The sequence below is a fragment of the Psychrobacillus sp. FSL K6-2365 genome, assembly GCF_038003165.1.
Classification (GTDB): Bacteria; Bacillota; Bacilli; order Bacillales_A; family Planococcaceae; genus Psychrobacillus; species Psychrobacillus psychrodurans.
On record NZ_JBBOOO010000001.1, the window covers coordinates 1,178,041 to 1,200,222 of the forward strand.

Sequence of the window (22,182 nt, forward strand, 5' to 3'; positions counted from 1 at the left end):
TAGATAATACCATTCTGTCATAAACGCTGATGAATGGGAGCAACAGATGGTAATCGGAATTGTCCTACTAGACAACCCAAGATTATTGAAAATAGAGTGGCGGGTGGTGATAAAAATCATTACCCGCCTTTATATATTTCTTGTAAATTATGCAGTAAAGCACTACTGGAATTATTACTCGGAACTCAAACTAATTTTTAGCTAACGAGCAATACATATATTCCTATCCTTTACCAGGGAAATGATGAAGAGGAGGTGGTACTAACCAGCCCTTACTTTTGTTTAAGCGAAGTATTTTGGCACCAATCTGTACTTTAGCAGTATGGAACTGGCCATACAGCATAGCGATATCTTCACGTATACTTTCACCCATGACTTTACTACAAGCTACTAAACCAGCTGCTGAATCTTTAGCCAATGCTGCGCCAATTTCTGGATCATTAAATCGTGCTCCAACCGGAATATCTTCAAGACGAGCATCTGGTCGAGCAGGAGGGGCGGGTGGTAATCCAACAGCATTTACCTTAAGTATTTTCTCAATTTGTTTATTTTCTTCTTCCATAGATTTAACGCACTCTTCAATTAACCCTTTCAACTCGTCATCACCAGCATGATTATAAAAGGTCTGGTATGCAGCAATTAGCCCGTTATTCATTATTAAATTTGTCCAAATAGCAAATACTTCACCATAATGCAGAGGTTCTTCCTTAGGATTTCCACTTAAGATACCCATTATTTCACTCCTTGCTTTCATTTTCACAGAAATTATCCATGTAAATGGTAGTATGTGGAGCATATGAGAAAGTATTCATTCAATAAAAAAAGAGGATCTACATATAATATAGACCTCAATTTATAAATAACCATATGCGCTTTCGCATTTCTTATGATAATTTATTTAAAAAGAATAAACCCATTGTTCCGGGACCGACATGTGCTCCTACAGTTGAACCAATGGAATGTATTTCAATACTCTTCGGATGAAATCTATCCTCGATCATTTGTTTTAAATCTAGTGCTGTAGGTTCATCATCACTATGGCAAAGGGCGATTGACTGTTCACTAATCGTATCACCACGTTCGTCCATCATATCAATCATTCGCTTCAAAACTTTTTTGCGTCCGCGAATTTTTTCTAGAGGGACTAGCTTGCCGTCCTCCACATGAAGAAGTGGTTTAATATTAAGTAATCCACCAACAAATGCACTTGCTTTAGAAACTCTCCCACCGCGTGCTAGGTAATCTAAATCTTCTACGGTGAATAAATGCTCCATATGCTCTGCATGGAAACGTACTTTTTCAATAATTTGAGCATTGTCCATTCCTGCATCACGTAATTTAACTGCTTCTTTTAATACTAAACCATATCCGAGTGATGCACATTGTGAATCGATGATCGTTAGTTTCAGATCTGGGTACGTTTCTAATAATTGTTCGCGCATCATCATAGCCGTACTATAGGTTCCGGATAGAGCCGACGAAAAGGCTATATATAATCCTTCTTCTCCAGATTTAGCAAGATCCTCAAATAGTCGTAAAAATAATTCTGGTGAAACTTGTGAAGTTTTTGGATGCTTTCCTGCCCGTATTGCTGCGTAAACTTCAGATGAATCAATACCAATAATGTCTTCATACTCATCTTCATCAATATGAACTCTAAGTGGAGCTAATAGAACGTTGTTATCTTCAAAAAATTCTCTTGGTAAATCTGTAGCGCTATCAGCAAATATTCTCATTTCCCATCCTCCTGTATCTCTATTATTTAGTTAAGTTTAATCTTTCTATTAATAATTCTGCAATACCATCTTCGTTATTTGATAAAGTAACTTCGTTGGCGATAGTTTTAAGAGGACTTATAGCATTTCCCATTGCTACCCCAACACCAGCATACTCAATCATTTCTAAATCATTATCTTCATCACCAAATGCAATAATACGTTCTTGTGGAATATTCAAATACTCGGATACATGTGATAATCCAACGGCTTTATTTAAACCATGCTTTACAATCTCAATGACATCCCATGGGGCACCCCAACGACGATGGTCAATTACTTCCGCATGTACATCTCTTAAATGCTGACGAACTAAATCAACTGAATCTTCTTCGGCATGGATTAGTAAACTTGTAGGGTCAGTTTTCAAAAGAGACTTTAAGTCTCCAGTTGTAACCTGTGGATTTCCTAATGAAAATGCAGAAAGTATTTTTTCATCGTGATAATGTAAATACACATCATCAAGTACCTCAGCTAGCATATTTTTGATGGAATAACTTTCTACAGCCTCTACTACTTGCTTTACAACTTTTAAATCAATCGGAGTATGTAAAGTTTTCCATGAAGAATTTCTAGGATGATGAACAAATGCACCATTAAAGTTAACAATTGGTGTACTTAAACCAAGTTCTTTATAATACATTTCACTGGATCTATATGGTCTACCAGTGGCAATCATAACTTCATGTCCCTCATTTTTTGCCTGTTGAAGTATGTTTTTAGTTTTTGCTGAAATTACTTTTTCATCGGTCAATAAAGTTCCATCTAAATCTAACACGATTAAATGCTGTTTCATTAAAAAAACTCCCTTCTATCTTATGTTAAAGTGTATCGTTTTCAACGAATAACGTCAAAATGTAAAATCAGCCTCTTTGTACTCTCTAGATTACTTTGGTAGAATAATAATAGAAGAAAGGTGGGATATAAATGATAGTAACAACCGAGGCATGGGGAAACATTCCTTTATTACATATTTATAAAGAAGATACAAAAAAAGATGCTTCAATTGTCATCTTTTTACACGGATTTGAAAGTGGAAAAGAGCATAACCTACACTATGCATATCAGCTTGTTCAACAAGGTTGTCGTGTCATTCTACCAGATGCACATTTGCATGGAGAACGAGACGAGAAATTAGATGATGTAGAAATCAGCTTACGTTTTTGGGAAATTGTTTTAACTTCCATTGAAGAAGTTGGACATATTAAGCATGAATTAGAAAAGCGTGGCTATTTCAACGGACAAAAAATTGGTATCGGTGGAACTTCTATGGGTGGGATTACTACTTTAGGTTGTTTAACGGCATATCCTTGGATTGATGCTGCTGCTATTATGATGGGAACACCTGGTTATGTAGAACTTGCCAAAGCGCAAATTGCTTCGGTAGAGCAAAAAGGATTCAAAGTACCATTAAATGCAGAAGAGAAGAAGAATATGTTCGACACCTTATCGAATTTTGATGCATCAATTCATTCGGATAACCTTATTGAAACACCACTATTTTTCTGGCATGGAGAAAAGGATCCTGTTGTACCATATGAACCAACTGCCCAATTCATTGCCGCTCTCAGAAAACAATATGATAAACAGAATATAGTCCTAATGAATGAAAAATCCGCAGGACATGCAGTATCACGAAAAGGAATGCTAACTTCTATGCAGTGGCTAGCAAACAGTTTGGCATAAACTGACGAGTTTGTTATGATTAAGATATAAAGTGAAACTTCTATTATTGGGAATTTTTTCATCCCAAGTAATGGAAAAAAGAACTCAGGCAATTCCTGAGTGACCAACATCTTGTTGGTCCGAACCAATCGGCGAATTACAGGCTGTTTATTATCACCATTTCCTCTGATTTTCTTTTGAAAAGTTGAGGTGGTAGTATTTCCGCCTGTTAAACCGGAATAGAATAGAGGAGGTTTTCAAAATGAGTCAAGATACAGAGCAAGATATGAAGGATAGTATGATGGCCGCTCTTGAGAATGTTATCGACCCTGAACTAGGTATTGATATTGTCAATTTAGGTTTAGTATATGATGTACAATTAGCAGATGAAGATATTGCAAAAGTTACAATGACATTAACATCCATCGGATGCCCAATGGGTCCACAGATTGTCGATCAAGTAAAAACTGCACTTGGTGAACTACCTGAAGTAAAAGATACAGATGTAAATATTGTCTTCAACCCACCATGGTCAAAAGACAATATGTCCCGCTACGCTAAAATAGCTCTTGGGGTAAGGTAATAAAATATACAGTATATATTAAAAGTCGAATCATCCAAGATTCGACTTTTAATATGGAGTTCAACTAAATCTAAACTGATTACCTCCCACAGCAACTTGAAGTAAACCCAACCCATTCCGAACTCAACCAAATAAAATACTTACCAATAAAAAAAGCCACTGAAATATTTCAGCAGCTTCATATACTAGTCAATCCGACAAATATGAAGTGGGCAGTTATCACATTCTACTTCCGTTCGTAAAAACTGTAAATCATGAATCGTAATCATTCCCTTGTCTAAAGAAAGTACATCTTTTTTCTTTAGATCATTTAAAATTCGGTTTACGACCTCTCTACTTGTCGCACAGAAGTTGGCTAGCTCCTGATTGGTCATAGCATAGTCAATGAGAATGCTTCCATCCTCCCGTTTGATCCCATAAGTATTTGTTAATCGTATTAATGTGGATAATAACGCACCCTTTTTCCCATGAAGCAACAAGTCTCTAAAGCGAGTCTCGTTTTTCAAACTATGCATTTGCATTACTTGAATCCATTCCATCATGAGAGACGAACAATCTGATAAATATTTTTCCAACGTTGTGCGTGGTAATACTAATAATTGAGTTGTTTCTATTGCATTAGCTGAGACAGAATGATAAATAGTTTCGCAGAAAATAGATGTTTCTCCGATAAATGTATTATTTCCTGTAATTCGTAAAGTCAACATCTTACCGCTTTCAGTATCCTTACTAATGCGTACTGTACCTGTTTTGATGAGGTAGACATCTTCTGCACTTTCACCTTCTAAGAAAACAGGACGATCCTTATCTACTTTTAAGTTGGTTCCAAATTGTTCGAACAGTGCATGTATACCCTGTGAATTGGAGCTATGTTCATTCATAATTATTACTTCCTTTCCTTCATTCACATTCGTTTTCATGTGCACTTTCTTATATAATAGCATATTTAGAATATATATTAGAGAAATACTATTAGCCATATTTCTTTACAAAGTTATTATTAAGGACTTATACTTATAATAGTCAAAGAAGGTCAAACTAATTTCATAAGGAGAGGTTTGCATATGCAAATGAAACAACAAGATGAAAAAAGTCCTTTAGAAACGTACGGTAGAAATCTAGTAACTGCAGTTAAAGAGGGGAAAATGGATCCTGTTATTGGTCGCGATCAAGAAATTAGAGATGTTATTCGTATCCTTTCAAGAAAAACGAAAAATAATCCTGTACTAATTGGAGAACCAGGGGTAGGGAAAACAGCTATTGTAGAAGGTTTGGCACAGCGAATTGTGCGTAAAGATGTACCAGAAGGATTGAAAGAGAAGGAAATCTTTGAGCTTGATATGAGTTCCTTAATCGCCGGTGCAAAATATCGAGGGGAATTTGAAGAACGTCTTCAAGCGGTATTAAAGCAAGTGAAAGATAGTGAAGGACAAATTATTTTGTTTATCGATGAAATTCACACAATAGTTGGTGCTGGAAAATCTGATGGTGCAATGGATGCTGGGAATATGCTTAAACCAATGCTAGCACGAGGTGAGCTACATTGTATTGGAGCTACGACACTTGATGAATATCGAATGTATATTGAAAAAGATCCAGCTTTAGAAAGACGCTTTCAGCAAGTAATGGTAAGAGAACCTTCAATAGAAGATACAGTATCTATTTTACGTGGACTTAAAGAACGCTTTGAGCTACATCATGGTGTGCGTATACATGATCGAGCAATCGTTGCAGCAGCCGAGCTTTCTAATCGCTATATTACAGAAAGGTTTTTACCTGATAAAGCAATCGACTTAGTCGATGAGGCATGTGCAATGATTCGAACAGAAATCGATTCAATGCCACAGGAGCTCGATGAAGTTACAAGAAAAATGATGCAGCTTCAAATTGAAGAACAAGCATTAATGAAAGAAAAAGATGATGCAAGTAAGAAAAGACTAGAACAACTGCGTAAAGATTTGAAAGAACTAGAGGCTTCGACTAGTGAAATGCGAAATAAATGGCAATTAGAAAAAGAAGCCATTCAAGTAATACAGCAAAAACGAGAAGTACTGGATCGCTATCGTCGAGAATTAGAAGAAGCTGAAAACCAATACGACTTAAACAAAGCTGCTGAGCTTCGTCACGGGAAAATTCCTACATTAGAAAAAGAACTTCAAGTATATGAAAATCAAATCAATGAAGATTCAGAAACACGGTTACTGCGCGAAGAAGTAACGGCAGAAGAAATTGCCTCAATCGTATCCAGATGGACGGGAATTCCTGTTACGAAACTTGTTGAGGGCGAAAGAGAAAAACTTTTAAGGCTGAAAGAAACACTAGGAGAGCGCGTAGTGGGACAAGACCAAGCAGTTCAATTAGTTACAGAAGCTGTGTGGCGTGCAAGAGCGGGTATTAAGGATCCAAATAAACCAATTGGCTCTTTTCTATTCTTAGGACCTACTGGTGTTGGAAAAACGGAACTTGCTAAATCACTAGCAGCTAACTTGTTTGATTCTGAGGAGCACTTTATCCGTATTGATATGTCTGAATACATGGAAAAACATAGTGTTTCCCGTTTAGTTGGCGCACCGCCAGGATATATAGGTTATGAGGAAGGTGGCCAATTAACCGAAGCTGTACGAAGAAATCCATACTCAGTAGTGTTGCTAGATGAAATAGAAAAAGCGCATCCAGATGTTGCTAATATTTTATTGCAATTGATGGACGATGGAAGAATTACAGATAGCCAAGGAAGAATTGTTAACTTTACGAATACCATTGTTATTTTGACTTCCAATATTGGTTCAGTATATTTAGCGAATACAACTGGGGAAGTCTCTGAACAAGAAGAAAACCTTGTTATGAGTGCATTACGTGAGCATTTTAAACCGGAATTATTAAATCGATTAGATGACATCATTATGTTCCACACATTGACAACTCACCACTTTATTCAAATTACGGAAAAATACGTGAAACAACTTCAAAAACGATTACAGCAACAAGAAATTGAGTTACAGGTGGATAGCTCAGTGACACAGTGGATTGTTGAAGAAGGAACAGATGCTGCATTTGGAGCGAGACCATTAAAGCGTTACATCCAACGTTATTTAGAAACAGCAGTGGCCAAACTTCTAATTGGAGGTACCGTCCTTCCCGGCAGCAAAATAGTGGCTAAAATGGAAGAAGATAAACTAAAAATATCGATTGAGAGCTAATTGGAAAATATACCATAGATAACTCACCTATAAATAAATTGTGGTTTATCTATGGTTTTTTGATGAAAAGAAAATATGCTTTAGCACCAAGCTTTCTCGTATAGCCGACAATCCCTCTCGTGTATATGAGCGTTTCTTTCTTGAATAGCTTATAATCGCTCTCATATAAAATGGGACCTACAAAATCCACAGAAATTTTAGGAATATAAAAACAGCCTCCCAAGAAGGAAGGCTGTTTTTTAGTGATGTGCTTTAGCTACTGGTTCGTTTGGAATGATTGCAGCAATGATTAAAACCATAATTGCAACTGGAATGGACATGATAATACCATTCATGAATACAAACTCAACGTTTTGAACGGAACTTACTACGTAATTTAACATAGAAACTAAAAGTACTGACCAGACAAATGTCATTATATATTGCATGTAATTTCACCTCAGGCGCTAATTTTATATATGTATCATACCATAGCATAGCATATTACAAAAGAATATTTGGTAAAAGAAACTCTGTTGTTGAAAAATATACATAAATTCGTTATTATTAATACCAGGTACTAATAATAGATTATAAGAAAAGAGGAACATTCATGAATGCAGGAATAATTGGTTTAGGTACATATGCACCTGAACATATTTTGACAAATGAAGACCTTGAGAAAAGAATGGATACATCTGATGAATGGATAAGAACGATGACTGGTATAGAAGAACGTAGAATTGCAGACTCAGAAGAAAACACTTCTCATATGGCGGTGAAAGCTGCAAAAGAGGCAATAAAAGATGCAGGAATTACTGCAGATCAAATTGGCTTAATAATTGTAGCAACGGTAACTCCAGATCGACCATTTCCAAGTGTTTCAACTATGCTACAAGAACAACTTGGTGCAACAAATGCCGCTGCAATGGACTTGTCGGCAGCATGTGCAGGATTTATATATGGGATAGTAACAGCGAAGCAATTTGTTGAGTCTAATACTTACTCACACGTCCTTGTAGTCGGAGTAGAAAAACTATCTAAAATTACTAATTGGGAAGATAGAAACACAGCAGTTTTGTTTGGAGATGGTGCTGGCGCTGCGATAATAGGTAAAGTTTCTGAAGGTCGTGGTATTTTATCCTTCGAACTTGGTGCTGATGGTAGTGGAGGCAAGCATTTATCGCAAGAAGGTCCGCATCTTCAAATGAACGGACGAGAAGTTTTTAAATTTGCTGTAAGACAAATGGGTGAATCTGCTGTAAATGTAATAGAAAAAGCTGGGTTAAATAAAGAAGAAATTGACATGTTAATCCCACATCAAGCTAATATCCGTATAATGGAATCTTCTAGAGAAAGACTAGGGTTACCTATTGAAAAAATGTCTAAAACGATTCATAAGTATGGTAATACATCTTCGGCTTCCATACCTCTATCTTTAGATGAAGAAGTGAAAAATGGTAAAGTAAAAGACGATGACGTCATTGTAATGGTTGGTTTTGGTGGCGGTTTAACTTGGGGCGCAATTGCACTAAAATGGGGAAAATAAACTTACAATTTGGAAGGATGAATAATTCATGACGAAACGCAGGGTAGTAGTAACTGGTTTAGGCGCTGTTACACCACTAGGTAATGATATTGAAACAACGTGGTCGGGTATAAAAGAAGGTAAATCTGGTGTAGGTATGCTAACAAGGCTAGATGCTTCACAATTTGCAGCTAAGGTTGCAGCTGAAGTGAAAGATTTTGATATTGAAAAGTATATCGAAAGAAAAGAAGCACGAAAAATGGATCGTTTTACCCATTATGCATTAGCTGCATCTATCATGGCGGTGGAAGACGCAAATCTTACCATTACAGAAGAAGTGGGTCTTCGTACAGGAGTGTGGATTGGCTCTGGGATTGGTGGAATGGAAACTTATGAGGCTCAATTTCGTGTTTTCTTAGAAAAAGGAGCACGCCGAGTTAGCCCATTTTTTGTTCCAATGATGATTCCAGATATGGCAGCAGGTCAAGTGTCAATTCATTTTGGCGCGAAAGCTATTAATTCATGCTCGGTAACTGCTTGTGCATCCGGCACCAATTCTATTGGGGATGCATTTAAGGTGATTGAACGTGGAGATGCAGACATAATGATTACAGGTGGTGCAGAATCTCCAATTACTCACATGTCGGTAGCAGGATTTGTATCGAATACTGCACTTACGTTAAATACTAATCCCGAAAAAGCTTCTCGTCCATTCGATGCCGATCGTGATGGATTTGTAATTGGAGAAGGTGCAGGAATTATTATTTTAGAGGAATATGAACATGCCGTAGCTCGTGGTGCTAAAATTTATGCAGAAATTATCGGATATGGTTCCACAGGTGATGCTCATCATATTACTGCTCCAGCTCCGGGTGGAGAAGGTGCAGCACGTGCGATGAAACAAGCATTAGAGGATGCCACAATTACACCGGAGCAAGTCGGTTATATAAATGCACATGGAACGAGCACTCCTTATAATGATCATTTTGAAACAATGGCAGTGAAAACTGTTTTTGGAGAACATGCATATAAACTTGCGATGAGTTCTACAAAGTCAATGACGGGTCATCTTCTAGGAGCCGCTGGTGGAGTGGAAGCAATCTTCACTGTTTTAGCATTAAAAGAAGGAATTTTACCACCGACGATGAATCTAGAAACTCCAGATCCAGAATGTGATTTAGATTATGTGCCAAATGCCGCTAGAAAAGCGGATATTGAGTTCGCTATGAGTAATTCATTAGGTTTTGGTGGACATAATGCAAGTATTTTATTTAAAAAAATATAAATTCTTCTGAAAAAGCATTTCCAAGTAAAATTTGGAAATGCTTTTTTATATATTGATATTTCATTGCTTTAAAGCGCTGGAACACTAGTGTTTTAGAGGGGAGAATAACATCTTATTAATATAATTTGTTGAAACATGACGAATGGTTAATATCTCAAAAAAATAATTTTAACTATTAAAAGAGATCCAAATGTATTGATTTTACTAGATTTATAGCATGACTAAATATTCAAAAAAGACAAAATTGAGTAAATAATAAAAAAATAATATTGCGATTGTAATAAAACTGTAATAGACTTTATCTTAAGAATTAAATAAATAGAAAAATGTAAAAATTTAATAAGTAAATATCTAGCTAAATTAATAGTTTAGACAAGCGATGATTGAAAGGAGTAATAAGGTGAACAACTTAGATCAGCTTTTAATGATACAAGACCTACATACTGGTTTTCGCATAAAAGATACATATTACGATGCGGTTGATGGTGTATCCATCACCTTAAGAAAAAATGAAATACTTGCAGTAGTTGGTGAATCAGGTTGTGGGAAATCTACTTTAGCAACTTCTATCATTGGATTGTATGATCATAACAAGACAAGAGTCCAAGGAGAAATTCTTTATAAGGGGAAAAACCTTGCGCTATTGGAAGAGGAAAAGTTAAACGAAGTTCGTGGGGAAGAAATAGGAATGATTTTCCAAGACCCGCTATCTGCTTTAAACCCATTAATGAGAATTGGAGAGCAGATAGAAGAAGGACTTGTGTATCATACTAAAATGTCAAAACAAGAGCGAAATAACCGAGTTTTAGAGCTGTTAAAACAAGTAGGAATACCCAACCCAGAGCGAATTTCTAGACAATTTCCCCACCAACTTTCGGGTGGGATGAGACAACGTGTTATTATTGCGATCGCTATTTCTTGTAAACCGAATATCATTATTGCTGATGAACCAACAACTGCACTTGATGTTACTATTCAAGCTCAGATTTTGGATCTGTTGAAAGAGCTTCAAAAGGAAACTGGAGCAGGTATCATATTAATCACACATGATTTAGGTGTAGTAGCAGAAACAGCAGACCGTGTTGCGGTTATGTATGCAGGTCAGGTTATTGAAGAGGCTCCTGTGGAAGAGTTATTTGCAAATCCTAGACATCCTTACACACGTTCTCTACTAAATTCTATCCCTCAAATGAATAGTGAGAATGAAAAGCTCCAAGTAATACAAGGGATGGTCCCATCATTAGTAAAATTACCGAGAGTAGGATGTAGATTCGCAGATCGTATTCCGTGGATTCCTGCAGAGGCACATGAGGAAAATCCAACTATGCATGAAGTATCTCCAGGTCATCTTGTTAGATGTACATGCTGGCAACACTTTCACTTTGAGAGTGAAAAAGGAGGTAATTCTCTATGAGTTTCATGCAAATTAAGGACTTAAAAGTGCATTACCCTATCCGTGGAGGATTTTTCAATACAATAGTGGACAATGTGTACGCGGTAGATGGAATAAGTCTAGAATTTGAAAAAGGGAAAGCGTACGGATTAGTAGGTGAATCAGGCTGTGGGAAATCTACAACAGGAAAATCTATTATAGGATTAGAGAAAATTACATCTGGAAGTATTATTTATGAAGGTGAAAATGTTACAAACAAAGCTAGAGGCAGAAATTCAGCTTATAACCGAGACATCCAAATGATTTTCCAAGATGCGCATTCTAGTTTGAATCCCCGTAAACGAGTACAGGATATCATCGCAGAACCTATTCGGAACTTTTTAAAGCTTTCTCCTGGTGAAGAAAGAAAAAGAATTAATGAATTACTAGCAATTGTAGGTATGAACGAGGAAGCAAGACTTAAATATCCACATGAATTTTCAGGTGGACAAAAGCAGCGTATCGGTATTGCTAGAGCGATTGCCAGTAATCCTAAACTTATTATTGCAGATGAACCAGTATCGGCACTTGACTTATCAGTTCAAGCACAGGTTTTAAACTTCTTAAAAGATATCCAAGAGGAGTTTGGGTTAAGTTTCTTATTTATATCCCACGATCTTGGAGTAGTCAAACATATGTGTGATAATATCTCGATTATGTACAAAGGGCGTTTTGTAGAGTCCGGTAATAGGAAAGACATTTATACAAATCCTCAACATATATATACAAAGAGATTACTTTCGGCAATTCCGGAGGTAAATCCAACAAACCGCGAAGAGCGAAAGAAAATTCGAAGAGCGGTAGAAGTAGACTATTTAGCGAATCATCATGATTATTATGATGAAAATGGAAGAGTATTTGATTTACAAACTATTTCCGAAACACATCTAGTAGCAACAAATGCTCAGAATAAAGGGGGCATGTAGTATGTGGAAAACAATAATTAGACGAATTCTTATCATGATTCCACAATTATTTGTACTTAGTCTTTTAATATTTATTATGGCAAAGTTTATGCCTGGTGACCCTTTCACTGGACTAATCACTCCACAAACTGATCCTGCTAGGCTCGAGGAGCTTCGGATTAAAGCTGGTTTCTATGATCCATGGTATGTCCAATATGTGAATTGGATTGGAAATGCATTCCAAGGAGACTTCGGACGAAGTTACACATTTAACGTGCCGGTAGCTAATTTAATCGGAGACCGTGCAATGCATACATTATGGTTATCTTTACTTAGTGTCTTTTTACTATATTTAATCGCTATTCCTTTAGGTGTATTATCTGGTAGATACCACGATTCATTCCTAGACAAATCGATTGTTTTCTATAGTTTTATCGTATATGCAATACCAACATTCATTTTGGGGTTGATCAATCTGTTCTTCTTCGGTTATGAACTAGGTTGGTTCCCAACAAGTGGGACGGTAGATATCAAATACGACTCAGGTACGCTCGGCTACTTATGGAGTAAGTTCTACCATATATTATTACCAGCCATTACCTATGCTTTACTTGCTACTACAGCAATCATTCAGTATTTACGTACGGAAATTATCGATTCGAAAACGATGGATTATGTTCGTACCGCAAGAAGTAAAGGTATTCCTATCAACAAAGTATACTCACGTCACATATTCCGTAACTCATTGTTACCGATTGCAGCATTCTTAGGTTTCACGATCACTGGACTTTTAACCGGATCTATCTTTATTGAAACCATTTTTGGGTATCCAGGTATGGGTAAATTGTTCATTGAGGCAATAAGTGGGCGTGATTATAGTGTAATTACAGCACTTGTTATGCTTTTTGGATTCTTAACATTATTAGGAAGTCTATTATCCGATATCATCATGAGCATTGTTGACCCTCGAATTAGGATTGACTAACAAAAATAATGGATAAGGAGAGTCCAGAACATGAAAAATACTGAAGCTATTGAACCAACCAAAGAGATGAAAGCAAGCTCTCCCACGACAGGTTTTCAAGTTATAGCGCGGGAGTTTATGAAAGATAAACTAGCTATGTTCTCGCTTATATCGTTAATTATTGTGATTGGAGGAATCTATTATTGGGCCGCCCAAATAGACCAAACACAATTGATGCGAATAAGTTTACGAGACAAGCTAGCAGAACCAGGAGAAAAATTCTGGTTAGGAGCAGATAAAGGTGGACGTGATATCCTTGGACAATTAATAGTAGGTGCACGAAACTCTTTGACAATTGCAATTGCAGTTACGCTCATAACTGGTTTTATAGGTGTTGTAATTGGTTTAGTGACAGGCTATTTTGGAGGATGGATTGATAATATCTTCATGCGCATTATCGATTTCTTCATCACTATTCCGACATTAATGATCATTATCGTATTTGTAACTATGGTTCCAAAATATACTATTTTCACGTTTATTTTGATCATGAGTGTATTTTTATGGGTTAGTACTGCGAGGCTTATTCGAAGCAAGGCACTAACTGAAAGTAGGAGAGATTATATTAGTGCTTCGAAAACGTTAGGTACAAATAATTTCGTCATTATTTTCAAAGAAATGATGCCAAATTTAAGCTCTATATTAATCGTAGAAATGACCTTGAACTTTGCAGGAAATGTAGGATTAGAAACTGGACTATCTTTTTTAGGTTTTGGTTTACCACCCTCTACACCAAGTTTGGGGTCACTTGTAAGCTATGCGTTCGATCCATTCATTATGGAAAATGCATGGTGGAACTGGTTACCGGCAGCATTACTAATCTTATTACTTATGTTAGCGATCAATTACGTTGGTCAGGCCATTCGACGATCTGCTGATGCACGTCAACGTCTTGGTTAAAAGTTGTTATTAGACGCAAGTGCGTTTGATATATATAAAGAGATAAAAAAAGGAGGAAAAAGAATGAATAAAAAGCTTATAGCTCTATTGGCACTGCTGTTAACTCTTATGTTAGTTCTTGCCGCTTGTAATTCAGATGATGATTCAGCAAAACCTGCTGATGAGCCGGACAAAACAGAAGAGGATGCAGTTAAAGAAGATCCAGAAGAAGGTGCAGAAGAAGATGCTGAACAACCTGCTTCAGATGATTTATTTCCAGTAGTATTGGATAATGAAGGAGAAGCTATTGAAGGTGGAACTTTACAAGTTGCATTAGTAAACGATTCTCCATTCCAAGGTATTTTCGCTTATGTACTATATGAAGATGCTTATGATGATGAGATTATGCAATTTGCTAGTAACTCACTTTTTGATACTGATGGAGATTTCCTTTTAACTGATACTGGTATTGCTTCATTAACAGTAGATGGAGATAATAATAAAGCAACAATTAAAATTAGAGAAGGGGTAAAATGGTCCGATGGAGAACCCCTTAAAGTTGAAGACTTAATCCAACCATACCTTATTATCGGTCACCCTGATTATGCTGGAGTTCGTTATGATTCTGATTTCCAAAATATCGTTGGTGCTGTAGAATACCATGATGGAAAAGCAGATACAATTTCTGGTTTGAAAAAAGTGGATGAAACTACGTTAGAAATTTCGTTTAACAAAGTATCGCCTGCAATTTACTCGGGTGGAGATGGACTATGGGGCTATGCTGAACCAAGTCATATTTTAAAAGATATTCCTGTTGCAGAACTACTTGAACATGACGCAATACGTAAAAACCCAGTTACTTTAGGGGCATTCAAATTCGAAAAAATCGTTCCAGGTGAGTCTGTACAATTTGTACGCAATGAGCACTACTGGAAAGGTCAATCAAAACTTGATGGGGTAATTGTTAAGACTGTTCCAAGTTCATCAGCTGCTAAAGCTATTGAGACTGGTGAGTACGACATGGCGCTTTCATTCCCAACGAGCGCATATGAAAATATAAAAGATCTTGAAAATATTACACTCCTTGGTCGTCAAGAATTATACTACTCTTATTTAGGATTCAAACTTGGTAAATATGATTATGACGCAAGTCTTGCAATTACAAATGAAGCAGAAGCAAAAATGGGTGACAAAGTATTACGTCAAGCAATGGGTTATGCTTTAGACGTTGAGCAAGTTAATGAAGTATTCTACTTCGATTTACGTGAACGTGCTAATTCTCTAATCCCACCTGTTTTCAAATCTTTCTATGATGGTTCATTAGAAGGATATAACTATGACGCTGAAAAAGCTATTAAACTTTTAGACGACGCTGGTTATAAGGATACAGATGGCGATGGTCTTCGTGAAAACCCTAAAGGGGAAAAATTATCAATCAAACTTGCTGCAATGGCTGGTGATGAAACTCAAGAACAAGTAATCTCTTATTACTTACAAAATTGGGGTGAAGTTGGTTTAGATGTACAATTAGCTACAGGTCGTCTAATCGAATTCAATACATTCTACGATAAAGTCCAAGCAGATGATCCAGAAATTGACGTCTTTATGGGCGCATGGGGTACGGGTACAAACCCATCTCCAGCTGGACTATACTCTAAAACAGCAGTTTATAACTTCAGCCGTTATTCATCAGATGCTTTAGAAGGTCTATTAACTGATATCGATTCTAAGGACGCACTTGATCCTAAGTTCCGTTCTGATAAGTTCCGTGAATGGCAAGAATATATGGCAGATGTTTCTGCTGTTATTCCATTACAATTCCGTTACGAGTTACGTCCAATTAATAATCGTGTGAAAAACTATGACTTCGGTCATGAAACAGAAATCGATCCTTACGAGATCGAGTTACTTGCTGATACTCCAGTAAAATAGTATATAAAAAAACCGCTGCTAAATGAAAGTTTAGCAGCGGTTTTTCATATAGTCTTATAAGGATGTGATACTAATAAGACTATTAATATTTTTAATCAGTTATGGAATAGCAGTAATTAGCTGCTCTCACTTAGTACTCTATTTAAACTTCTTATCACTAGGATACTCATGGAGATCTGTACTAATGTACATGATAGAGTCAACAGACTTTTTATTTTTATGCCTAGCCTTACTATCTATTACCGGTGTAGTCTTCTTCCGAGGCCCATTGCGGCTTCCATCTTAGTCAATGTATCATTTGCAATAGACTGTGCTTTTGTAGCTCCTAAGTCTAGAATTTCATCTAGTTCAGAAGAGTTTAGCAACTGCTCATATCTCTGTTGAATAGGAGTAAGATGATCGATTATAACACCAGCTACTGAAGCTTTAAAGTCTCCATATCCTTTTCCTTCATATTTCTGTACAAGTGTAGAAATTGAAATGTCCGTTAGAGCGGATTCAATGGTTAATAGATTGGAAACTCCGGGTTTGTTTACAGGGTCGAATGCAACGATACCTTCAGAATCTGTAACAGAGCTTTTAATTTTCTTTTCAATTTCCTTTGGACTATCTAAAAGGCGTATCGTAGCTTTTTGATTTGGATCTGATTTACTCATTTTCTTTAGTGGGTCTTGTAAGGATTTGATACGAGCCCCATTTTTAGGTAACTGTATTTCAGGAATTGTAAATACCTCTCCGTAACGTTTGTTGAACCTTTCAGCTAAGTCACGTGTCAATTCAACATGTTGGGTTTGATCATCTCCAACCGGTACGATATCTGTTTGGTACAAAAGTATATCTGCTGCCATTAATGGAGGATAAGTTAACAATGCAGCAGAAACAGCATCTTTACCAGTAGACTTATCTTTAAATTGAGTCATTCTTTCTAATTCTCCTATATAAGAGATACATTGCATAATCCATCCTGCCTGTGCATGCGCAGGAACTTCAGATTGTATAAATAATGTAGACTTTTTCGGATCAATACCGACAGCAATATATAACGCTGCTAAGGATCGGATATGATCGCTCAATTCTTTTGGGTCCTGTGCAATTGTAATGGCATGTTGATCTACAATACAAAACACGCAGTCAAAATCATTCTGTAATGCAGTGAACTGCCTAAACGCACCGATGTAATTCCCGAGAGTAATAATACCAGTTGGCTGTACGCCTGAAAAGATTTTCTTCATTTTTCGAATCTCCTTTTCTTTGTTTAGAAAATAAAAAAACATCATGCATCCCTATAAAAGGGACGAATGATGTTAAATCCGTGGTACCACCCAGCTTGCTAAAATAATTAGCCACTCTTCTTCGTAACGTGAAGGGGACGGTATATGCTACTTACTTTCACATATACTGCTCAGAAGCCCATTCCATTTAAAGTATGATCTGTTTACAGCAACCACAGACTCTCTTTGCATACGTAGGTAAATGTACTTTTCTTCCTCAAAGCTCATTATTTTGTTTTGATTATTATATATAGAAGAAACTCAAAAATCAAGTACTCCTAGTAACTATAATAAATGAATAAAGCGATACACATACAAAATAAGCTAGAGAGACCTAATGCAATAATTGGCTTATGTGGAAAAGAAAATATCTGAGACGGTAACCGCATCTGTTCTGCCTCTTTTTTCATATGTTTAGGGGTAAAGACTTTACGTGTACTTTCAGTAAAAAAGTCAAAAAAGCCACCTGATACGACATATGTCATTAAACCAACAAAAGTAATTGATCCACCAACAAAAAAGGAGATGTTTATGTAAGGGACGAGTTGAATATTTTTATAAACTAAAAGCATTAGCGCAAAAATAATTACCTGACAGCCAAGAAAGTATATCAATTTTTTTTTCATATTTCACCTCTATCAATTTTAAATTATAAAATAGACTCAGAAAATATGCAAAAAATTGATTATTTAAATTAACAAAAATAAACAATTTCTTTTCCAAACATTCACAATTGTTAGGACAATGTAATGATTTTGTTACACTATTGTAAAAATATTTAAAAAAAACCTGTACAAGCTCAAAAGAAAATGTATAATAAATATTGTAATGAATTTTTCTGAATATTTAAGGAGGTTATTTTTTTGAAGAATAGCAAGCTAGTATGGCTTTTAAGCCTACTGTTAGTTGTTGGTCTATTCCTAGCTGCTTGTGGTGGCGACGATGATGCTAAAGATACAACTACAGACACAGACGATAAAGATGCAACAACTGAAGAACCAGAAGTAGCAGCAGATGAGGAACAAGTTTTAAACTTGATACAAACTGCTGAAATTCCAACAATGGACTCAGCTCTAGTAACTGATGCAGTTGGTTTTGACCTACTTAACAACGTAAACGAAGGTTTATACCGTTTAAGTCAAGAAAATGTTGCTATACCAGCACTTTCTGATGGAGAACCAACAGTTTCTGAAGATGGATTAGTTTATACATTCACATTACGTGACTCTAACTGGTCTGACGGTACTCCGTTAACTGCAAATGACTTTGAATTTGCATGGAAACGTGCTATGAACCCAGATACTGCATCTGAATACGGTCCATACATGATGTCTGGCGTTATTAAAAACGCTACTGCTATTTCTAATGGAGAAGCTGAATACACTGAGTTAGGTGTTAAAGCGCTTGACGAAAAAACATTAGAAGTAACGCTTGAAAAACCAATTCCTTACTTCTTATCACTTATGTCATTTGGAACATTCTTACCACAAAATGAAGAATTCGTTACAGCGCAAGGTGAAAACTATGCGAAAAATTCTGATGCACTTTTATACAATGGACCATTTACTTTAGCAAAATGGGACGGAACAGGTTTATCTTGGCAGCTGCTTAAAAACGAGCAGTACTGGGATAAAGAAACTGTAAAACTTACTGAAATTAATTATGATGTAGTGAAAGAAACTGCTACTCGAGTTAATCTATATACAAATGGAGAAAAAGATCGTACTACACTAGATGGTGAGTATGCAATGCAATATGCTGCTGATCCAGAACTATTATTAGAAGGTGAAGCAACAACTTTCTACTTCAAATACAACCAAGAACGTCTTGGTGAAAAATCTCCACTTGCTAACGTAAATATTCGTGAAGCAATTTCTAAAGCGTTTAACAAAGAAGATTTGGCCGCTGTAGTATTAGCAAATGGTTCTAAAGCAGCATACTCTTTCGTACCAAGTGAATTTGCATTCGATGAAGATGGAAATGATTTCCGTGAAGTTAATGGAGACATGGCTGTATTTAATGTAGACGAAGCAAAAGCTGCATGGGACAAAGGTTTAAAAGAACTAGGTGTTACTGAACTTACTTTAGAAATTCTTGGTGGAGACACTGAACTTTCTAAAAAAATGGATGAGTACTTCAAAGCTCAATTAGAAGGGAACTTACCAGGTTTAACTATTACTCTTAAAGAAGTTCCATTTAATGTTCGTTTAGATCTTGATACAAACCAAGATTATGACATTCAAGTTGCAGGATGGGGACCAGATTACCAAGATCCGTTCACATTCTTAAGCCTATGGGAAACTGACGGCGGTAACAACCAAATGTCATACTCAAATCCAGAGTACGATCAATTATTACAAGATATTAATGGTTCGTTAGCTCTAGATTTCCCAGCACGTTGGGAAGCAATGGCTAAAGCTGAAAAAATTATCGTAGACCAAGATTTTGCAGTTGGACCGATTTACCAACGCGGAAATATGATTCTACAAAAACCGTATGTTAAAGGTATAATAACTCATCCTTTCGGTGGAGATTATAGCTACAAATGGGCATATGTAGAAGGTAAAGAAGCAAATTAAGTTTTAAAATCTCATAGTTAGAGAGTATATGGTTCCTAATGGATCATGTACTCTCTTTTTAAATGAATCTGAATTCACCAAATATTTAATAATAATAATTGATTTTGACAATTACCCGTGTTTTCTGTTTATATATATTAGTAGCATATTAAACTAAAATTATTTTTCTAGGAGGTGCAAAGATGGCAAAATATATTACTCGTCGTGTTTTTTATATGTTTATAACGTTTTTCCTTATAGCGACTGCAACATTCTTTTTAATGAAGACGCTTCCAGGATCCCCGATTAGCTCTGCTTCAAAACTATCCCCTACGCAACTTGCGGTAGTTGAAGCGAAATATGGGTTAGATCAACCGATTCCAGTACAATATGCAAAATATATGTTGAATTTGGCGCAAGGCGACTTAGGTAACTCATTTCAATTTAAGAATGCTAGCGTAACAGATTTAATAGTAGATCGTTTAGGACCATCTATGTTACTTGGAACTCAAGGTTTAGTGCTTGGTGTGGCAATAGGTATACTATTAGGTATGATTGCAGCATTAAGACAAAATACTATTTGGGATTATGGTAGCACATTTGTGGCTATCATCGGTATATCTATTCCATCTTTCGTTTTTGCAACTTTTCTTCAATATTGGTTAGCTGTTAAATGGCAACTATTCCCTGTCGGTTTATGGAAGGATGGCTGGATGTCCAGCGTACTCCCATCTATTGCTTTAGCAATGGGACCACTTGCAACTGCGTCTCGATTTATAAGAACGGAAATGATTGAGGTTTTAAGCTCGGATTATATTACTCTAGCAAAATCTAAGGGTGCCAATGGTTTCGAAATAGCATTTAAGCATGCTTTCCGAAATGCTTTGATCCCGTTAGTTACTGTTCTAGGGCCATTAGCAGCAGGATTATTAACAGGATCCCTTGTTATTGAACAAATCTTTGCAATACCTGGTATCGGAGAGCAATTTGTTAAATCTATTATGTCGAATGACTTCTCTATCATTATGGGAACAACATTATTCTTCTCTGCGTTCTTAATTGTCGTAATATTCTTAGTAGATGTACTATATGGCATCATCGATCCACGTATTCGTTTGTCAGGAGGTAAAGATTAATGAAACACGACTTACAAAAACCACCTGCTGATTCCTTTGAGAGAATTCAAATTGACGCTAGTCAAGCGGAGCGCATTACAAAACCGAGTTTAAGTTTCTGGCAAGATGCATGGCTACGAATTCGCAAAAATAAAGCTGCGATAGTTAGTATGTTCATTCTGGCTATCATTATCATCATGGCTTTTGTTGGACCAATGATTAGTCCTCATGATGCGGAAACACAAACTATTACTCACGCTAATTTACCTCCAAAAGTTCCAGGAATTGAAAAACTTGGAATAATGGATGGCGTTGGCACTCTTGCAGGAAACGAAGTAGACTTATATGAAATGAAAAAAGTAGATACGTACTATTGGTTTGGTACGGACGGTTTAGGTAGAGATATGTTCTCACGTGTTTGGGAAGGTACTCAAATCTCTTTATTTATCGCTTTTGTGGCAGCTGTAATAGATATGGTAATTGGAGTTGCGTACGGTGGTATTTCTGGTTATTACGGTGGACGTGTAGATGACATTTTACAACGTATAGTAGAAATACTATATGGTATTCCTACACTTGTAATTGTTATCCTCATGCTGACATTTATGGAGCCAGGTATAACAGCGATTATTATTGCGATCACCATCACCGGATGGATTGGTATGTCTCGTATAGTACGCGGGCAAGTATTAAAATTCAAAAACCAAGAGTTTGTATTAGCATCCCGTACATTAGGTGCAACAAATGGTCGTATTATTACCAAACATATTCTACCTAATATATTAGGTATTATCATTATCAATACAATGTTTACTATTCCAAGTGCGATTTTCTTTGAAGCATTTTTAAGCTTCATTGGATTAGGTCTGCAACCACCGGCTGCATCGTTGGGTACTCTTATTAATGATGGTTACAAATTGATTCAATTCCAACCACATATTTTACTGTTCCCAGCTATTATTATTAGTTTACTAATGATTGCATTTAACTTACTTGGTGATGGATTACGTGACGCACTTGATCCAAAAATGAAAGACTAATAGGAGGAAAG

20 protein-coding genes and 1 other annotated feature are annotated in these 22,182 nt (G+C 36.4%); of the genes, 13 read left to right on the forward strand and 7 right to left on the reverse strand.

All coding sequences use genetic code 11. The features are described 5' to 3' along the window. Positions 1-223: 223 nt before the first annotated feature. From MKY29_RS05605 to MKY29_RS05615, 3 genes are all read right to left on the reverse strand, one after another. Positions 224-733 carry a DUF3231 family protein gene (locus MKY29_RS05605; RefSeq protein WP_093494268.1) on the reverse strand — a complete coding sequence of 170 codons (510 nt, stop codon included), beginning with the start codon at positions 731-733 and terminating at the stop codon, positions 224-226. A gap of 151 nt (positions 734-884) precedes the next feature. Beyond that, positions 885-1,736 carry a DegV family protein gene (locus MKY29_RS05610; RefSeq protein ID WP_093494269.1) on the reverse strand — a complete coding sequence of 284 codons (852 nt, stop codon included), beginning with the start codon at positions 1,734-1,736 and terminating at the stop codon, positions 885-887. Between the two features lie 22 nt (positions 1,737-1,758). Then, positions 1,759-2,571 carry a Cof-type HAD-IIB family hydrolase gene (locus MKY29_RS05615; protein WP_340879278.1) on the reverse strand — a complete coding sequence of 271 codons (813 nt, stop codon included), beginning with the start codon at positions 2,569-2,571 and terminating at the stop codon, positions 1,759-1,761. Between the two features lie 131 nt (positions 2,572-2,702). Here MKY29_RS05615 and MKY29_RS05620 point away from each other — a divergent pair, with 131 nt between their 5' ends. Together MKY29_RS05620 and MKY29_RS05625 are read left to right on the forward strand one after the other, a co-directional pair. Next, complete coding sequence (locus MKY29_RS05620; RefSeq protein WP_340879279.1) at positions 2,703-3,461, forward strand: prolyl oligopeptidase family serine peptidase; 759 nt, start codon at positions 2,703-2,705, stop codon at positions 3,459-3,461. A gap of 241 nt (positions 3,462-3,702) precedes the next feature. Then, a complete protein-coding gene (locus MKY29_RS05625) occupies positions 3,703-4,023 on the forward strand; it encodes a metal-sulfur cluster assembly factor (protein WP_090563238.1) in 321 nt (106 codons plus the stop codon). 185 nt (positions 4,024-4,208) lie between these two features. On the opposite strand, the gene MKY29_RS05630 is transcribed toward MKY29_RS05625, so the two are convergent. Further along, entirely contained in the window at positions 4,209-4,904 is a 696-nt protein-coding gene (locus MKY29_RS05630; RefSeq protein WP_090563589.1) for a Crp/Fnr family transcriptional regulator, read from the reverse strand. Between the two features lie 183 nt (positions 4,905-5,087). Between MKY29_RS05630 and MKY29_RS05635 the strand changes: the two genes are divergently transcribed. Continuing rightward, the gene (locus MKY29_RS05635) at positions 5,088-7,223 is read left to right on the forward strand and encodes an ATP-dependent Clp protease ATP-binding subunit (protein ID WP_340879280.1); all 2,136 of its coding nucleotides are present in this window, start codon (positions 5,088-5,090) and stop codon (positions 7,221-7,223) included. A gap of 239 nt (positions 7,224-7,462) precedes the next feature. On the opposite strand, the gene MKY29_RS05640 is transcribed toward MKY29_RS05635, so the two are convergent. Next, positions 7,463-7,651: a YjzD family protein gene (locus MKY29_RS05640; protein ID WP_090563235.1), complete on the reverse strand. Its 189-nt coding sequence runs from the start codon at positions 7,649-7,651 to the stop codon at positions 7,463-7,465. A 164-nt stretch (positions 7,652-7,815) separates the two neighbouring features. On the opposite strand from MKY29_RS05640, the gene MKY29_RS05645 reads away from it, so the two are divergent. The 7 genes from MKY29_RS05645 to MKY29_RS05675 all read left to right on the forward strand — a co-directional run bounded on the left by MKY29_RS05645 (position 7,816) and on the right by MKY29_RS05675 (position 16,187). Beyond that, a complete protein-coding gene (locus MKY29_RS05645; protein ID WP_090563233.1) occupies positions 7,816-8,751 on the forward strand; it encodes a beta-ketoacyl-ACP synthase III in 936 nt (311 codons plus the stop codon). A gap of 28 nt (positions 8,752-8,779) precedes the next feature. Then, a complete protein-coding gene (gene fabF / locus MKY29_RS05650) occupies positions 8,780-10,015 on the forward strand; it encodes a beta-ketoacyl-ACP synthase II (RefSeq protein WP_340879281.1) in 1,236 nt (411 codons plus the stop codon). Between the two features lie 424 nt (positions 10,016-10,439). Next, positions 10,440-11,429 (forward strand): ABC transporter ATP-binding protein, encoded by a 990-nt coding sequence (locus MKY29_RS05655; protein WP_241596358.1) that lies wholly within the window; start codon positions 10,440-10,442, stop codon positions 11,427-11,429. After that, positions 11,426-12,373 carry an ATP-binding cassette domain-containing protein gene (locus tag MKY29_RS05660; RefSeq protein WP_340879282.1) on the forward strand — a complete coding sequence of 316 codons (948 nt, stop codon included), beginning with the start codon at positions 11,426-11,428 and terminating at the stop codon, positions 12,371-12,373. The genes MKY29_RS05655 and MKY29_RS05660 overlap by 4 nt, the downstream gene beginning before the upstream one ends. A 1-nt stretch (position 12,374) precedes the next feature. Next, a complete protein-coding gene (gene opp4B, locus MKY29_RS05665; RefSeq protein WP_241596281.1) occupies positions 12,375-13,337 on the forward strand; it encodes an oligopeptide ABC transporter permease in 963 nt (320 codons plus the stop codon). A gap of 30 nt (positions 13,338-13,367) precedes the next feature. Continuing rightward, complete coding sequence (locus MKY29_RS05670) at positions 13,368-14,276, forward strand: ABC transporter permease (RefSeq protein ID WP_340879283.1); 909 nt, start codon at positions 13,368-13,370, stop codon at positions 14,274-14,276. 63 nt (positions 14,277-14,339) lie between these two features. Continuing rightward, positions 14,340-16,187, forward strand: a complete 1,848-nt coding sequence (locus tag MKY29_RS05675; protein WP_340879284.1) for an oligopeptide ABC transporter substrate-binding protein — start codon at positions 14,340-14,342, stop codon at positions 16,185-16,187. A gap of 239 nt (positions 16,188-16,426) precedes the next feature. Here MKY29_RS05675 and trpS read toward each other — a convergent pair whose 3' ends face one another. Both trpS and MKY29_RS05685 read right to left on the reverse strand, forming a co-directional pair. Then, entirely contained in the window at positions 16,427-17,419 is a 993-nt protein-coding gene (gene trpS / locus MKY29_RS05680) for a tryptophan--tRNA ligase (protein ID WP_340879285.1), read from the reverse strand. Between the two features lie 55 nt (positions 17,420-17,474). Beyond that, positions 17,475-17,688 (reverse strand) — a binding site (T-box leader). Positions 17,689-17,736: 48 nt separating this feature from the next. Then, the gene (locus MKY29_RS05685; RefSeq protein WP_340879286.1) at positions 17,737-18,084 is read right to left on the reverse strand and encodes a DUF3899 domain-containing protein; all 348 of its coding nucleotides are present in this window, start codon (positions 18,082-18,084) and stop codon (positions 17,737-17,739) included. Between the two features lie 237 nt (positions 18,085-18,321). Here MKY29_RS05685 and MKY29_RS05690 point away from each other — a divergent pair, with 237 nt between their 5' ends. The 3 genes from MKY29_RS05690 to opp3C all read left to right on the forward strand — a co-directional run bounded on the left by MKY29_RS05690 (position 18,322) and on the right by opp3C (position 22,171). After that, positions 18,322-20,037 carry a peptide ABC transporter substrate-binding protein gene (locus MKY29_RS05690; protein ID WP_241596268.1) on the forward strand — a complete coding sequence of 572 codons (1,716 nt, stop codon included), beginning with the start codon at positions 18,322-18,324 and terminating at the stop codon, positions 20,035-20,037. Between the two features lie 182 nt (positions 20,038-20,219). Beyond that, a complete protein-coding gene (gene opp3b / locus MKY29_RS05695) occupies positions 20,220-21,152 on the forward strand; it encodes an oligopeptide ABC transporter permease (RefSeq protein WP_241596265.1) in 933 nt (310 codons plus the stop codon). Then, positions 21,152-22,171: an oligopeptide ABC transporter permease gene (gene opp3C / locus MKY29_RS05700; protein ID WP_241596262.1), complete on the forward strand. Its 1,020-nt coding sequence runs from the start codon at positions 21,152-21,154 to the stop codon at positions 22,169-22,171. Before opp3b ends, opp3C begins: the two co-directional genes overlap by 1 nt. Positions 22,172-22,182 lie beyond the last annotated feature (11 nt).

Bases quoted from the DNA above. Each gene is read 5' to 3' on its own strand.
- MKY29_RS05640 (WP_090563235.1), bottom strand. From the start codon at position 7,651: ATGCAATATATAATGACATTTGTCTGGTCAGTACTTTTAGTTTCTATG.
- MKY29_RS05630 (WP_090563589.1), bottom strand. From the start codon at position 4,904: ATGAATGAACATAGCTCCAATTCACAGGGTATACATGCACTGTTCGAA.
- opp4B (WP_241596281.1), top strand. From the start codon at position 12,375: ATGTGGAAAACAATAATTAGACGAATTCTTATCATGATTCCACAATTA.
- fabF (WP_340879281.1), top strand. From the start codon at position 8,780: ATGACGAAACGCAGGGTAGTAGTAACTGGTTTAGGCGCTGTTACACCA.
- MKY29_RS05635 (WP_340879280.1), top strand. From the start codon at position 5,088: ATGCAAATGAAACAACAAGATGAAAAAAGTCCTTTAGAAACGTACGGT.
- MKY29_RS05645 (WP_090563233.1), top strand. From the start codon at position 7,816: ATGAATGCAGGAATAATTGGTTTAGGTACATATGCACCTGAACATATT.
- MKY29_RS05660 (WP_340879282.1), top strand. From the start codon at position 11,426: ATGAGTTTCATGCAAATTAAGGACTTAAAAGTGCATTACCCTATCCGT.
- MKY29_RS05625 (WP_090563238.1), top strand. From the start codon at position 3,703: ATGAGTCAAGATACAGAGCAAGATATGAAGGATAGTATGATGGCCGCT.
- MKY29_RS05685 (WP_340879286.1), bottom strand. From the start codon at position 18,084: ATGAAAAAAAAATTGATATACTTTCTTGGCTGTCAGGTAATTATTTTT.
- MKY29_RS05615 (WP_340879278.1), bottom strand. From the start codon at position 2,571: ATGAAACAGCATTTAATCGTGTTAGATTTAGATGGAACTTTATTGACC.
- opp3C (WP_241596262.1), top strand. From the start codon at position 21,152: ATGAAACACGACTTACAAAAACCACCTGCTGATTCCTTTGAGAGAATT.
- MKY29_RS05655 (WP_241596358.1), top strand. From the start codon at position 10,440: ATGATACAAGACCTACATACTGGTTTTCGCATAAAAGATACATATTAC.
- opp3b (WP_241596265.1), top strand. From the start codon at position 20,220: ATGGCAAAATATATTACTCGTCGTGTTTTTTATATGTTTATAACGTTT.
- MKY29_RS05670 (WP_340879283.1), top strand. From the start codon at position 13,368: ATGAAAAATACTGAAGCTATTGAACCAACCAAAGAGATGAAAGCAAGC.
- MKY29_RS05675 (WP_340879284.1), top strand. From the start codon at position 14,340: ATGAATAAAAAGCTTATAGCTCTATTGGCACTGCTGTTAACTCTTATG.
- MKY29_RS05605 (WP_093494268.1), bottom strand. From the start codon at position 733: ATGGGTATCTTAAGTGGAAATCCTAAGGAAGAACCTCTGCATTATGGT.
- MKY29_RS05620 (WP_340879279.1), top strand. From the start codon at position 2,703: ATGATAGTAACAACCGAGGCATGGGGAAACATTCCTTTATTACATATT.
- MKY29_RS05610 (WP_093494269.1), bottom strand. From the start codon at position 1,736: ATGAGAATATTTGCTGATAGCGCTACAGATTTACCAAGAGAATTTTTT.
- trpS (WP_340879285.1), bottom strand. From the start codon at position 17,419: ATGAAGAAAATCTTTTCAGGCGTACAGCCAACTGGTATTATTACTCTC.